This is a genomic window from Natronospira elongata, assembly GCF_034931365.1.
GTDB classification, from domain to species: domain Bacteria; phylum Pseudomonadota; class Gammaproteobacteria; order Natronospirales; family Natronospiraceae; genus Natronospira; species Natronospira elongata.
Map to the genome: position 1 here is coordinate 1 of NZ_JAYGII010000006.1, position 14,553 is coordinate 14,553.

Consider the following 14,553-nt stretch of genomic DNA (forward strand, 5'->3'; position numbering starts at 1 on the left):
CTGTTTGCTGAAACCGTGATGCCTCTCCACGAAGACGTGGAGCTGGACTTCGCCCTGCGCCGGGATGATTACAGTGACTTTGGCGACAATCTTTCCGCCAAGGCCGGCATTCGTTGGCAGCCCCAGCCCTGGTTCCTGGTGCGTGGTTCCTACAGTGAGGGCTTCCGTGCGCCGACGCTGGATCAACTCTTCCAGGCTCCGGCCCAGTCCTTTGCTTTCGCGGTGGATATCGAGGGCTGTCTGGACGACCCGGGTCGCGCGGATGATGTGGCTGGCTGTGTGCAGGAGACGGATCAGCAGCATGAGACCTTCATTGCGGCCAACCCCGATCTGGATGCGGAAACCTCCGAACAGATCTCCGTGGGTGCGGTGTTCGATTTCGAGCCCCTCACCGGCCAGCAGCTGAACATGTCCCTGGACTATTACGACATCACCATCAACGACACCATCACTGCCATCACGACTCAGGATGCCTTCTGGCTGGAACACCTGGGCATGCTGGATGACTTTGACGGCGTCAACGTGGGTCGGACCGCGGCTGGTGAAGTTGACATCGTCGATGTCACGGATGTGAACTTCGAGAGCTTCGATACTCAGGGCCTGGACTTCAACGTCCAGTATCGCTTTGGCCTGGGGAACTTCGGGGACATGGGTGTGGAGTTCAATGCAACCCACATTCTGAACTACAACACCCGAGCCACCCCCGCCAGTCCCTTGCAGGATGTGGCCGGTTTCCGTAATCAGCCGAGAAACCGTGCCGACGTCCAGCTCCGCTGGATGCAGGGGCCCCATCAGGTGAGTTCCACCACCTATTGGATTGATGGTCAGGCTCAGACCGAGGCGCTTAACCCGGACACACTCAGAGATGAGAAGATCGGTGAGGTGCCCTCCTATGCCGTGACCAATCTGAACTATTCCTACGAAACGCCCTGGGATGGCCGGATCACGGTGGGTGCCAACAATGTCTTCGACAAGGACCCGGTGCTGGACCTTAACCGGGAGTCGAACATTGAGCTCTACGATTACTTCGGTCGGGTCTATACCCTGCAGTATCGTCAGCGCTTCTAAAGCCCGAGCTGCAGTTGCCTGAAGGCAGAGAAGGCCCACCAATTTGGTGGGCCTTCCTGTTCTGGGGAACCTCTGATAAATATTAATCAGAGGTTCCCTACCATTCCGGATGGCAATCAGCCATGGAGGCGTCAGGTGGAGTCCAGCGAAACCGAGCATTGGAATGAGTATTGGCGAAGCGGCTCGATCACCTCATTTGCCGGTCGCTTCCAGGCCAACTATGAGGGCAGCATCGCTCACTATTGGGCCGACCGTGCCCGCAAGTTTCCCCCGAGGGGAAAGATACTGGATATGGCGGCGGGCAATGGCGCGGTGGCCATGCTGTTGGCAGAGGCCAGTCGTCGCCATGGACTGGCACTGGAGATCCACGCCGCTGATGCCGCCGAGATTCACCCACCGCGGCAAGCCCTGAATGAGGCCAGTGATCCCCGGGGGGTTCGCTTCTGGCCTGCCTGCCCCAATGAGGCCACCGGTTTCGAGGATGCCTCATTCGATGTGGTCTGCAGCCAGTTTGGTTTCGAATATGGTCGCAGTGAGGACAGCCTGAATGAACTTGCGCGCATCCTGCGACCCGGCTGCGAGGCCTATCTGCTTTGTCATCATCCCGACTCCATCATTCTGCGGGATGCACGAGAGGAAGCCGGGCTGGCCGACCGGGCGCTATCTGAGCGTGGCTTGATTGCTCTGGCCAAGGCCTTGTCTGAAAAAATGGGTGAACACCCCAGCCGAGCCAGCCTGCGGGCCCTGGCCGATAACCCTGGCGCCGAATCCCTGCGGCAGGGACTCAATCAGGAGGTGGCGGCGTTGCAAGCCTTGGCACGGTCCGAGGCGGGACAATCCGCCCTTCGCCAATGGCTGGACAGTGTGGCGTCCTTGTTTGGCCCGGCCGTGGAGCAGCCCTTAACACGCAAGCACCAGGCGCTTGAGACACTCTCAAACAGCATTCGCCAGAATCGTAAAAGACTGGCGGATCTGATTTCCGTCGCAGTCGATGAAAACCGCCTGGCGCAATATCGAAACCATCCCGGGCTCCGCCTCGAGCATAACGGCGCCTTTCATGAGAAGAACAATCGATTACTGGCCCGGGAGCTGGTACTCAAGCGGCTCTGAACACGTACTGGATCAACCCTTCTTCATTCCTCCCGCAGCCACTCCGCCGCCCGGCGGGCGAAATAGCTCAGGATGCCGTCGGCGCCGGCACGCTTGATGCTGGTCAGGGACTCCAGAACCACCTCACGTTCATCCAGCCAGCCGTTCTCGGCCGCGGCCATCAGCATGGCGTACTCGCCACTGACCTGATAAACAAAGGTTGGCACGCCGAAGTGTTCCTTCACTCGCCGCACGATATCCAGATAGGGCATGCCCGGTTTGATCATCACCATGTCGGCCCCCTCGTTCAGATCCAGGGCGATCTCCCGGATTGCCTCGTCGCTGTTGGCGGGGTCCATCTGGTAGGTCTTCTTGTCCGCTCCGGCCAGGGCCGCCCCGGAGCCCACCGCGTCTCGGAAGGGACCGTAAAAGCTGGAAGCATACTTTGCCGAATAGGACAGAATGCGAACATTGCGGTGGTCTTGTGCCTCCAGGGCCTGGCGGATGGCAGCCACCCGCCCGTCCATCATGTCGGAGGGTGCGACCACGTCTGCGCCGGCTTCGGCATGGGAGAGGGCCTGCTTGACCAGTGCGGCGGTAGTTTCGTCATTGAGCACATAGCCCCGATGATCGATCAGCCCGTCCTGGCCGTGACTGGTGTAGGGGTCCAGCGCCACATCGGTAATCACCCCCAGTTCCGGGTATTCGGACTTGATCGCCGCCACCGCATTCTGAATCAGGCCTTCCGGATTCCAGGCTTCCTCGGCATCCAGGCTCTTGCATTCGGCTGGCACCACCGGAAACAGGGCAATGGCCGGAATGCCCAGTTCCAACAGTGCCTCGGCCTCGCGCATGATCCCGTCGATGGACAGGCGCTCTATCCCGGGCATGGAGGGGACCTGTTGGCGCTGGGCCTCGCCATCCAGCACGAACATGGGATAGATCAGATCATCCGGCGTCAGCGAATTCTCTCGCATGAGCCGCCGGCTGAAGTCATCCCGTCGCATGCGCCGCATGCGCGTATTTGGAAAGCGGCCATAGTCAACCATCACCAACTCCTGCTCTTTGACGTTTATCCGTTCCCGCCCCAGCCGGTCGCTCAGTCTTCCCACTCCAGATTCTCCAGGTGGTGCCGGAGGGCGCCCGCGGTGCGAAAACGCCGGGCAATCAGACTGCGTTTCAGGCCCAGACAGATTTCCTTCACCAACCGAGGCTGCCTCGCATAATGTCGTCGCCCGCCCAGGGCATCGTAGAAGATCCGGATGATATCCCGCACATCTTCGCGGATATTCTCGCTCGTGGGGGTCTTCCAGCGATAGAAATCAATCAGTTTGACCTCGAAATGGATGCCCCGGCGGGCAACGATGATATTTTCGCTGTGCAGATCGCCATGATAGTCCCGCAGGCGATGAATTTCCTCCAGGCCGGCGGCCAGGGCATGGAGTAGATGCAGGGCTTCGAAGAGCGGCAAGCGCTTGCCCGGTCGGCGGTAGATGAAGTCCTCCAGCAATTCCCCTTCCACGAATTCCGAGACCAGAAAGGGGACATCCCGCCCTTCATGTTTGACGTGATCATGGGTCAGGTATGGAATCAGAATGCGGCAATGGCGGAGCCGATTGAGCTTGCGGGCATGATAGGCCACCGCCCGATTGCCCATGTTCCGCTCGGGATAGAAGAATTTGGCCGCCCTTTCGATCCCGGTTGCCCGCTCCCGGACCTTGTAGACCTCTCCCTCCCAGCCTCGGCCGAGGCGTTCAATCACCTCGTATTTGTCGGCAAGGCGGTCGCCGGGGGCGAAATCGAAACGCCTGACGGCGCGTGAGCGGGATCCCATGACCGCATCCTCCTGTCCAAGCCGTTGTGGACCCGCTGGCGTGCCCGCTATGGCATGGGCGCGCAACAGGCGTACAATGGGTCCCAGAATCCGTTGCCGCGCACAGAATGCAGCAGCTGGAAGGGGTGGTCAACGTCATGCCGGTCCCGCTGCACCATCAGTTGCCAGAGACCGTCGCCGAGGGAGAAATGAGCCCATGGCCTGGATAGACACCATCAAGGAATCCGAGGCAAGCGGGGATCTCAAGGACGCATACGAGGCACTGGACGCCCAGCAGAAGAAGATCGCCAGCATACTTCGGGTGCACAGTCTTAATGCCGGTGCCCTGGAGCGGCAGATGTCGCTCTATACCCATCTGATGTTTGGCCGCAGCGGCTTGTCCCGGGCAGACCGGGAGAGCATTGCTGTGGTGGTATCGGCGGCAAATAACTGTGGGTATTGCGTCCGCCATCACGCCGAGGCCCTGTCCCATTACGAGCAGGACAATTCCCGGCTGCGCCGCATGGTGTCCGATTTTCAGTTTCTTGATCTTCCTGACAAGAAGGCGCGCATGCTCAGCTATGCCCTCAAGCTGACCACATCACCCAGTCAGGTCACGGACGAAGACATCCAGGAGCTGCGGGACGTGGGCTACAGTGACCGGGATATCCTGGACATGAATCTGCTGGCGGCCTACTTCAACTTCCTCAATCGGGTAGCCCTGGGCCTGGGCGTGGATTGCTCGGAAGACGATGACAGCACCTCTGCCCGGGAAGGCGGCGACGATTCATGACCCTGACCCAGCTCCGTTATATCAGCGCCCTGGCTCGAGAGGGGCATTTCGGTCGTGCGGCCGAGGCCTGTTTCGTCAGCCAACCCACCCTTAGCGTGGCCGTGCGCAAGCTGGAGGATGAGCTGGGCGTACCCCTGTTCGAGCGTCAATCCAGCCGGGTCGTGCCCACGGATGTGGGGCGGCGGGTCATCAGCCAGGCTGAAAAGGTTCTTGCCGAGTCCAATCGGGTGGTGGAGCTGGCCAGGGCCGGACAGGATCAGCTTGCCGGGCAGCTCCGAATCGGCGCCATCTTCACCGTGGGCCCCTATGTTCTGCCCTATGTGATCAGTCCGCTCCATAAGAGCGCCCCCGAGATGCCCCTGGTGATCGAGGAGAATTACACCCATGTGCTGGGCGAGAAGTTGCGCCAAGGCAAACTCGACGTGATTCTCATCAGCCCCCCTTTCAGTGAGCCCGGCATCGCCCTTTGGCCTGTTTATGAGGAAGATTTCAGCGTCCTCATGCCCCGTCAACATCATCTCAGCAGCCAGGCAAGCATTCCTCCAAGCAAACTGGCCGATGAAAACATGCTGTTACTGGGGGACGGTCATTGCTTCCGCCAGCAGGTGTTGAGCGCCTGCCCGGAGTGCAATGGCCGGGAGGAGAGCCAGAAGCCTGCGCGCACCACCGAGGGCTCCAGTCTGGAAACCATTCGCCACATGGTTGCCAGCGGCCTTGGGATTACCGTGGTGCCGCGCAGTTCCCTGGGTCGTTGGTATGGTGGTAGCGAACAGGCGGAACTCCTCTGTGACCGTCCCTTTGCGGGCCGCGCTCCGCGCCGACAGATCGCCCTGGCCTGGCGGGAAACCTTTCCCCGCCCGGCGGCAGTCCGAGCCGTGCGTGAGGCCGTTCTTAACGCCGACATAGACGGTATTCGCACGCTGGATGACGCCGCACCCATCGACAGCGAAACGGGCAAGGCCCTGCAGTTGGATAGCTAAGCAAGCGACCCTGCCAAGGAGAGAGACCGTGACCGCCAACCCAGTGCCCTTTCACCTGGCTTTCCCGGTCAGGGATATTGACAGCACCCGCCGCTTCTACGAAGAGACCCTTGGCTGCTCCGTCGGCCGCCAGGCTGAACGCTGGGTTGATTTTGATTTCTTCGGTCACCAGCTCAGCGCCCATGTGTCCGAGTCGGCGGAGGTCGAGGCGCATAACAGCGTGGATGGGGATGCGGTCCCCGTCCGGCATTTTGGTGCAGTACTGCCCTGGCCCCGATGGGAGGCCCTGGCAGACAAACTCCGTCAGCAGGGTGTGGAATTCCTGATTCCGCCGCGTATCCGCTTCCAGGGCGAGGCGGGCGAACAGGGCACCTTTTTCATCCGCGACCCCTCCGGCAATGCCCTCGAGTTCAAGAGTTTCAAGCACCCTGAGCGCTTGTTCAGTCAGGGCTAACGGCCTGGGGCCAGCAACGCCAGAAAGCCGACTGCTTTCTTCGTTCGTCGTCCCGTCAACCGCGTTCCAGGCTGTAGATGAAGTCGGCGCCGCCGCGGTCACCGGTCTGGGCTTCCAGGAACCATCGGCTGCTGATTTCGTAACGGATCCGGAAAATGTTGGAGCCCTCGAACAGGCCGATCCCGTAGCTGATGAAAAGCCGTGGCGACAGGTACTCGCCGAATACCACCTGGGTTTCTTCCGGTGAGTCGCCCGCCTCGATGGTGACGGTGTCGACGCCGAATCGGCGACCCAACTGTCGCCCCACCGCGGCCCCGCCGGCTATCTGCAGGGCCAGGCTAGCCTCCTGAATCAGATCCATTTCTCCGGCGCCCCCTTCGGTCAGGGGACGGCCGGTGAGCAGATAGGAAAGCTGCTCTGATTGTTGCATGGGCGGGTCGGAGAAGATTTCCAGATTAGGCTCGCGCAGGGTACCGCGAATATTGACCCCCACCACCACGCCCCGAGGCCGACGCACGGCCCGGATATCCAGGGCCGGGTCATTGATGGGGGTATCGCTGAAAAACAGGCGCCCCCGTTCAATCCCCAGCCGCTGCCGCCAGGCCATGTACTGCCCCTCCTCGACGCTAAGCTCGCCGGTGCCTCGCGTGATGGCGCCCGGCTCGTCCCGCACGGTCACGCTGCCGCTCAGGCGCCCGCTGAGGCCGTAGCCGTCAAACTCCACGTCATCGCCCAGGGTGGTCCGAACCCGAGTGAAAATGCGCCAGCCGTTCGTCTCGTTGTCGTCACGATTCCGCTGACCCAGTTCACCCATGACCACTTCGTCTTCGCTGACCGCCACCGGCATGCGGATGTCACCGGGCGTGATTCGGGCCCAGGGCACATGCAGGGAACCGCCCACATCCACCCTCTGCTGTTCTGACACCTGCAGATCCAGATCCGGGCTGATTCGCAGCCGGGCATCCGGCACGGAGACGGCCAGGAAACGGTCCCCCCTCAGGCTGGCCTCGCCTACCCAGTCGCCATTGGGCCGGCTCAGGTCGGCCCGCAATCGAATCTCGCCGCCACCCGACTCGGCGCGGGCGTCAAGGTTGAGACGGTTCATGTCACCTGTCAAGCCAATCTGTACCGCCTCGGCGGTGATACCCAGGTCCGGCAGGGCCACCGAGGCGTCTTCCACCGCCACCTCACCATTAAGCAGCGGATCCGCCAGCGTCCCGGCAAGGTTGATGCCCAGACGCAGTTGCCCTTCGGCGCGGCCGACTTCCGCAACCAGTACCGGCAACAGGCCCAGTTCCAGGATCCGGGCGTCCAGCCGCCCTTCCAGGGGGCCCTCCAGCCCTTCCGGCAATGCCAGATCGGCGGTGACGAAGCCCTCGTCACTGAGCGACAGTGCCAGTCGAGCACTGGCCGCAGTTGGGGTCCAGTCAAAGTCCGCCGTGCCGCTCTCAATGGCCAGCAGATCCATCGCCTGGCCATCCACCGTCTGACTGATCCTGCCGGGACTGAATTCGAGCCGGCCTTCCGCACGCAGGCCTTCGCCCCGATCTTCCACCGAACTGCGCAGGCCCATCTCGCCGTCTACATCCAGGCCGGTTTCCTGGGGGTCGATGAACATGGCCAGCGGGAAGTCTTCACCGTCCACTTCCGCCCCCCAGTGCCAATTGGCATCGGCCTCGGCCAGTGCACAAATGCGGCCCGATTGTTCCTCCCGACGCAGGCAAAGGCGTTCCAGCCGGCCACCGTCCGGGCCGGCAGAGAGCGCCACCGACTCTCGCAAGCCCCAGTTACCGGTGGCCGGTTGATGGATTCGCAGATCCACCAACTCCCCATCCCATTGCCACTCACGGTCCAGGCCACCGGCAAGGCTAAGCCCAAGCCCGCCGAGCTCATGTTCCAGCTGCAGACTGAGGCGATGATCACTGCGCCGACCATCGGCCTCTACCCGCAGATCGGGAATCAAGTCCTCGTCAACCATCAGATTCTGGACCCGAAGCTCAAGGTCACCGTCGTCTTCCCCGCCGTTGGCGAGCTGCAGTCCCAGATCCAGTTGCTCCAGCTGGTAGTGCTGGTAACTCAGCGCCCGTCCTTGCAGGGTCAGTGCGACGTTCAACTCATCCAGGCGTCCACTCAGTCGCCCATCGGCTTGAAGTTGGCCACTGGCTTCCTGCAGCGGCCAGTCCGCCAATTCATCGACAAACAACGACAGCTCGATATCACTGGCATCCACATCCGGGGTGCGGGCGAGGCTGCCGTGGGCGCGGAGGAAACTGTCTCCGGATTCCATCTCCCAGTTCTCAAGCTGCAGGCGTTCATCGCGGTAATCCAGCACACCACTGGCCCGAAGGGGGCGGTCGGCCAGCTCGCCGCTGAGTTCATCCAGGCTCAGGAACAGGCTTTCCGCCTCAGCCAGCCAGACCACATCGATTTGTCCCCGGCCATCCAGCTGCCCCGGCCAGTCCGGCGACACCAAGGCCGGGTCAAAACGCCGCAGATCAAATTGCCCGCGCAGGAATGGATCGTCCTCGGCCCAACTGACATCGCCGTCAAAATCCAGCGCGCTCCCCTGGTCCAGGCGCAGCGATAGCGCCTGTAGTGACACTGAGCTCAGGTCACCCTCGAATCCCCCAGACAGTTTGCCGCCCAGTGGACCGATGTCGTTCAGTCCGGCCCAGTGAAAGCGGCTGTTCATATGGCCGCGGTAATCGTCAATGCCACCCTGCAAGGCCAGTTCACCTTGAGCGGATTGATAGTCCGGCTCATCGTCCAGCGGCCATTGCAGTTCATACCAGTTCAGTTCCAGGTCGACGCGCCGGGCCTCGGCAAGCGGTTCATCTACCCGGCCTTGCAGACGGAGGCGCAGCGGGTGGCGCTGGTGGTCCAGCTCAAGCCGGTTCAGATCCAGCCAATCGAGATCCAGATTGGAGGCAAGACTCGCCTCAAAACCGACATCACCCCAGTCCGTGTCCACCGCATCCAGACGACCTTCCAGGCGGAGTCGCTCCCGGTGCCCACTCAGTCGGAACTGACCACTGAGCTGGCCGGGTGGCGCCTCGGCGTGGAGCTGATCCGGGATCAGCTCTCGAAACTGGAATGAAAGCTGAACGCCCAGCCTGTCCAGCGGCTCAATTACCTGCCCCTCGAGCGACAGGACAAAGGGACGTTCCAATGATTGCTTGATACTGAGACGGTGGCGATCGCCTTCCAGCACCGTATGTCCCCTGGCTTCGGGTAATTCCGGCCAGCGAAGCTGCCATTTGAGATCCAGGTCCAGTGGCCAGTCTCCAGCGGTTTGCACCGACAGTGCCCCCTCGGCATCCAGCCAGGGGCTGGCAAGCAACAGCTCGGAAAGCTCGAGCTGACTGCCCCCATAACGGCCGGAAACCCTCAATCGATCCAGTTCGAGGGCTTCGTCCCTTCCCGGCAAGCGAAGCCGCCCCCGCTCAAGCTCGAGTTGCCCAAGGCTGAGTCGCAGCGGGAGGGAAATCTCCGGCAATTCAAAGTCATCCGAGGGGGCCGCCTCGGTATCCCGTTCCAGGACAGAGACAGAGAGGCCGTGGATGGAGAGCTCGTCAGCGCGAAGGGTGCGGGCCAGCAATAGGCCAAGCCGCCAGTCAAGCGCCACCCGCTCGGCATGGACCTCAAGGTAGTCATCCCGCCAGGTCAGGTCTTCAACCTTCAAGGGTCCCGCAAGCTGGCCTTCCACCCGCTGATACTGGAGCTCACCGGGCGCGTGGGCACGGACCTGCTCCAGGGTCCAGCGCAGCCCGGGCTCGGTATAAAACAGCCAAAAGACCAGCATCACCAGCAGGGTGAACAGCAGCGATGTGCTGATCACCAGCCAGCCACGAAAGCCAATCTTCTTCTGTCGTATCCTTGTCACAGGTCCGGACCCACGCTCAAATGCAATCGGGGACTGCGATCCGTGTCGCTGATTGACTGGGCCACATCCAGCCGAACCATGCCCACTGGAGAAGCCCAGCGTATACCCATTCCGGCCGAGGTTTCGAGGCGCTCGGAGAAGGACATCATGGCATTACCGTGGTCCACAAAGGCAGCTGCATGCCAGGGCCCGCGGATCCGGCGATCCAGCTCCAGGCTGGCAACCGCCAGGTAGCGGCCACCCAATTTCCGGCCATCCTCGCCTTCCGGGCTCAATTCCTCAAAGCTGTAGCCCCGGATGGTCTGATCGCCGCCGGTGAAAAAGCGCTGCGAGAGCGGTAGTTGGTCGAAGTTTTCGGTGCCGGTGCCACCCAGCTCAAGGCGGGCGAGCAGGCGGTAGTCTTCGCCCAGCGGTTGCACCCGTTTGGCGCGAATGCGGGCCTGAAAGAAATTGAGATCCGACAAGGCCTCTTCGCGGGCGCCACGCACTTCGCCCTTCAGATAAAGGCCCCGGCGGGCCAGGGTGGGGTCATCTGCGCGGGTGCGGGTGATGCGAATCCCCGGCACCACGATTTCCGAGCGGGACTCCTCATCGGGGCCAAAGATCGACCGTTCCTGTTCATAACGCAGGAAATGGGTGCGTTGCCAACTGCCCCACTGGGTGGTGCGCCCCACGCCAAGCTCCAGCCGGCGACTTTCCAGGTCGTCGCCCCGGTCTTCGCGGATGGCGTTCGCATCCCAGGTCAGACGTTCCCGGGTGGGCTTGGCGAGCGGCACGACATAGCGAAGCTCGACGGCCCGACGGACCTGGGAAATGTTATAGCCCAGGGCGCCATGATGACCGCGGCGGTTGATCCGCCGGTAATCCCAGCGAACCCCAAAGCGTGGGCCGGTATCGGTGCCGTAACCCAGACTGGCCTGATAGCGATGCTTGGGCCGCTGGGTGGTCTCCACGATAATCGGCACGCGACCCTCTTCATCGATGTTGTCCATGTCGCGCTGGATCTGTACGAAACTGAAATACTCGCTGTCGGACAGGCCGTACTGGAGCTGCACCAGTTTCTGTTCATCGTAGTGGTCACCGGGACTGAAGGGCACATAGCGCTGGACAAAGGCGTCGTCGAGAATATCCTGCTCAATGCGAGTCTCGCCGAAACGAAAACGGGGCCCGGTTTCCATGATCAGACGGACCCTCGCCGTGCCCCCCACCGGATCCACCATCAGGGACCGCTCGAGCCAGCGTGCTTCCAGATAGCCGTGACGGCTGGCGACTTCCAGCAGACGGTTCCGTGCCTGATCATAGTGTTGATGATTGAGGGGCTGACCGGCCCGGATCGGCAAGGTCTCCAGGACGCGTTGGAATGCCCGGTCATCCTCGCCATCGCCTTCCACCCGTGCCTCCACCGATTCCACCTGGACCCGGGGCCCCGGCTCGATGCGATAGACGGCAATCCAGCGGTCATTCTCCTGGCGCAACTCTGATTCCACCTCGGCCTGATAGTGGCCGAAGGGACGAAGGGCGCGCCGAACCTCGCCTGTGGCCCGGCCGTGAAGACGACGCAGACGGGGCTCGCCCATGGCGTCGTCCCGGTAACGCTGCAGGGAGAGGTTGGCAAGTACGTTCTCCCGGAGTTCTGGCTGGCCCTCCAGGCCTTCGATTTCAATGCGCACGGACTGGGCCTGGGCTGGTGCCGCGGCAAGCGCTAGCAGCAGCGTCAGCAGCAGGCACAGGGAGGCACTCCTGGCGAGCTGGCCACTCACAGGCCTTCAATCCTCAGTTCGGGGGGTGGGTCTGCAATGGCAATGCCAAGAACCCGCCCATAGAAGTGGAGCTCCATGGCCAGGGCGGCTTCCACGTTCTCGGCCTGTCGAAAACCGTGTCCTTCCCCGGCAAACAGTACATGAGCCACCGGGATGCCTTTGTCCCGCAAGGCATCCGCCATTGCCTGCGCCTGATCCGGGGGAACCACCTTATCCTGGTCGCCCTGAAAGAAAATGACCGGGGCCCGCAATTGTTCCACATGGCGAATGGGTGAGCGCGCATCCCAGAGGTCGCGGCGCTGGGGCAGTGGCCCCACCAGTTGCTGGGTGTAGCGGGCTTCGAATTTATGGGTCGTGGCATCCAGTGCGAACAGATCGCCGATGCCGTAATGGCTGGCACCGGCGGCAAAATGATCTGTGAATGTCAGCGCCGCCAGTACCGTGTAGCCCCCGGCACTGCTGCCCGAAATCAGACAGCGCGCCGGATCCACCTGCCCCCGGTCGGCCAGATAATCCACCGCGGCCACACAATCGGCCACATCCAGTTCCCCCCAGCCCCCGTAAAGGCGGCGACGGAAGGCGCGGCCATAGCCGGTGCTGCCACGGTAGTTGACGTCCACCACGGCAAAGCCGCGACTGGTCCAGAACTGAATCTTGGGGTCGAGCGCCGATTCGGTGGCCCCGGTGGGCCCGCCATGGCATTTCACCAGCAGCGGTGGACGCTCATCCGCCGGCCCCTGGTGGCCATTCCCCACCGGCGGATAGTAGAGGGCGTGGGCCAGCTCCTCGTCGCCGGTGGGAAAGCTGATCGACTCGGGCCTGCTGACCGGCAGCGAAGGGCCCGGTGGGGCTGCCGCGCTGGCCAATACCTCCACCGGGCCTCGCTCGGGGTCAATCCGCACCACCGCCAGGGGATGGTCGGGCCGGCCGGCCAGCATCACCGCCAGATCACCCTCGGCGTGGACATGACGGATGGTGCTCCACTCCCGATCGAGTTCGGTCATGCCCTCATCACCGATGCCGACCAGGGACCAGAGACCGTCCGCCGTGCGCGCAGCAAGAATGTTTCGGTCTCGGGAGAAGCTCCAGCTTCGCATGTTGAACTGCCACCAGGGCATGCCGAACTCGGCCATGTCGTCGGTGACCGCCTCAATACCCCCGCCATCCCAGCGATAGAGGTTCCACCAGCCGCTCTCGCGGTCACTGACGAAATAGAGGCCATTGTCAGGCCCCCATTCCGGTTGAAAGATCGCTTCCGCCTGTTCTCCGGCGATGGTTACGACCGCTTCCGGCAGGCCCGGGGAATCCAGGCGGGCCACTCGCAGCCGGGTCCGGTCCCAGGGCATGTGGGGATGGTCCCATTCCACCCAGGCCAGTTGATCGCCGGCCCGCGACAGCCGCGGCCCGGCATGAAAATCAGCGCCCCCCAGCAGGGTCTGCAGCCGGCCCGTTTCTGCATCCACTGCCACCAGGCTGCTGGAAGGCTCGGTGCCGGGTTCCCGATGGTCCTCGCAGACCGCAATCAGGCGGGATCGGACCGGATCCCATTGCAGATCGGCAAGGCGCAGGCCATCGATCCCTGTCACCAGGCGGACCCGGCCATCGCGGCAATGATAGAGACCCTGATCACTGTCGTTGATGAAGAAATGACCGTCATGGTGGTCCGGGCACCAGGCTCCGCCACCATACTCCCGTGCCCGGGAGCGGATACTGTAGCCATCGGCGGTCAGGCAGGATTTGTTGCCATCGTGCCAGCATTGGAGCACCGTGCGCCCGCCTTGGTCCGGCAGACTCTCCAGCCAGTAGATCCGGCCCTGATGGCATTGGGGCTGGGCCAGCTTGGCACCACCCCGGGCGATGGCCTCCGCCGTCCAGGGGGAGATCCAGCTTCCATAGGGTGCGACGGCTGATTCATTCCTTGCCATGTCTTTCCGAAACCCTTTCTATGGTGAAATCAAAGCCCGACTCACCCTCTGTTTGTCCCTTGGGGTTGAATCGCCGTTCCCTGACATGACCTCGATTCGACTCCATCCAGCAGAGAGTGGCACAGCGGGTGCCGTACTGCTCGCCGAGAACAAAGGGGGCAGAGAGCTGGCGCTCCAGGGCGGGACTGAGCCCGGTCCTGGGCAGCTCTTCGTCTGGTGCGGGTTCACGATCATTGAGAATCGAGAACAGGGAGGCGCGATCCAATCGATCAGCGGACAGGCAGCGCTGGAAACCATCCTTGAGCCGCTTCAGTTTCGGCCAGGGGGTATCCAGCAGGTGGTTGCTGACCGCATGCACACCGGGTGGCAGCAGACGGATGCCGCCGGGATCCCGGTTGCTGAAATAGCCCAGCTGTTCACCGTCGGCCACCAGCAGATTGAAGCCGGCATAGCGTTCCGCCCGGGAAGCGACCCCTTCCAGGTATTCCTCCACGGGCTGATGGCCGGCCAGAAAGTCTGCGGTCAGGTCACCGCGGGAAGCCTGGCCCGGTTCGGCGCCGGGTTCCCGCACATTGGTTATGGCGGCGAAACGTCCCCCTCGGCTGACACCCATCCAGGTACCGCCGGCGGTCAGATCCCGGCCCGCGAGCACTTCCGGCCGGTCGGGCCAGAACGCGGCAGGCAGAGTGGGTCGTTGATGGAACTCGTCTCGATTGCCGGCAGCCAGGAGCTGGATACGGGGATGGCGACGCCAGGCGACAACAAGCAGGCACATATTCGATAGGCTT

The 14,553-nt window shown here is 62.5% G+C and carries 11 protein-coding genes; 5 read left to right on the top strand and 6 right to left on the bottom strand.

Annotation, left to right across the window (positions count from 1 at the left end; translation table 11 throughout):
- A partial coding sequence (locus tag VCB98_RS04335) for a TonB-dependent receptor domain-containing protein (RefSeq protein ID WP_346050677.1) occupies window positions 1–1,068 on the top strand: 1,068 nt, incomplete at its 5' end.
- 135 nt (window positions 1,069–1,203) lie between these two features.
- A complete protein-coding gene (locus VCB98_RS04340) occupies window positions 1,204–2,178 on the top strand; it encodes a class I SAM-dependent methyltransferase (RefSeq protein WP_346050678.1) in 975 nt (324 codons plus the stop codon).
- A 23-nt stretch (window positions 2,179–2,201) separates the two neighbouring features.
- Here VCB98_RS04340 and hemB read toward each other — a convergent pair whose 3' ends face one another.
- Window positions 2,202–3,206 (bottom strand): porphobilinogen synthase, encoded by a 1,005-nt coding sequence (gene hemB, locus VCB98_RS04345; RefSeq protein WP_346050795.1) that lies wholly within the window; start codon window positions 3,204–3,206, stop codon window positions 2,202–2,204.
- Between the two features lie 50 nt (window positions 3,207–3,256).
- On the bottom strand, window positions 3,257–3,991 hold the full coding sequence (locus VCB98_RS04350) for a protein kinase domain-containing protein (protein WP_346050679.1): 735 nt from the start codon (window positions 3,989–3,991) through the stop codon (window positions 3,257–3,259).
- A gap of 196 nt (window positions 3,992–4,187) precedes the next feature.
- Between VCB98_RS04350 and VCB98_RS04355 the strand changes: the two genes are divergently transcribed.
- Genes VCB98_RS04355 through VCB98_RS04365 form a run of 3 tightly spaced genes read left to right on the top strand, consistent with a single transcriptional unit; the run spans window position 4,188 to window position 6,197 of the window.
- Window positions 4,188–4,763 carry a peroxidase-related enzyme gene (locus tag VCB98_RS04355; protein ID WP_346050680.1) on the top strand — a complete coding sequence of 192 codons (576 nt, stop codon included), beginning with the start codon at window positions 4,188–4,190 and terminating at the stop codon, window positions 4,761–4,763.
- A complete protein-coding gene (locus VCB98_RS04360) occupies window positions 4,760–5,743 on the top strand; it encodes a hydrogen peroxide-inducible genes activator (RefSeq protein WP_346050681.1) in 984 nt (327 codons plus the stop codon). The genes VCB98_RS04355 and VCB98_RS04360 overlap by 4 nt, the downstream gene beginning before the upstream one ends.
- Before the next feature lie 28 nt (window positions 5,744–5,771).
- Window positions 5,772–6,197: a VOC family protein gene (locus VCB98_RS04365; protein WP_346050682.1), complete on the top strand. Its 426-nt coding sequence runs from the start codon at window positions 5,772–5,774 to the stop codon at window positions 6,195–6,197.
- Window positions 6,198–6,252: 55 nt separating this feature from the next.
- On the opposite strand, the gene VCB98_RS04370 is transcribed toward VCB98_RS04365, so the two are convergent.
- From VCB98_RS04370 to VCB98_RS04385, 4 genes are read right to left on the bottom strand one after another with little or no spacing between them, the layout of a single operon-like run.
- Window positions 6,253–10,080 carry a translocation/assembly module TamB domain-containing protein gene (locus VCB98_RS04370; protein WP_346050683.1) on the bottom strand — a complete coding sequence of 1,276 codons (3,828 nt, stop codon included), beginning with the start codon at window positions 10,078–10,080 and terminating at the stop codon, window positions 6,253–6,255.
- The gene (locus tag VCB98_RS04375) at window positions 10,077–11,840 is read right to left on the bottom strand and encodes an autotransporter assembly complex protein TamA (protein WP_346050684.1); all 1,764 of its coding nucleotides are present in this window, start codon (window positions 11,838–11,840) and stop codon (window positions 10,077–10,079) included. The genes VCB98_RS04370 and VCB98_RS04375 overlap by 4 nt, the downstream gene beginning before the upstream one ends.
- Window positions 11,837–13,765, bottom strand: coding sequence for a S9 family peptidase (locus tag VCB98_RS04380; RefSeq protein ID WP_346050685.1), 1,929 nt, complete (start codon window positions 13,763–13,765; stop codon window positions 11,837–11,839). The genes VCB98_RS04375 and VCB98_RS04380 overlap by 4 nt, the downstream gene beginning before the upstream one ends.
- Window positions 13,752–14,540: an NRDE family protein gene (locus tag VCB98_RS04385; RefSeq protein ID WP_346050686.1), complete on the bottom strand. Its 789-nt coding sequence runs from the start codon at window positions 14,538–14,540 to the stop codon at window positions 13,752–13,754. Before VCB98_RS04385 ends, VCB98_RS04380 begins: the two co-directional genes overlap by 14 nt.
- Window positions 14,541–14,553 lie beyond the last annotated feature (13 nt).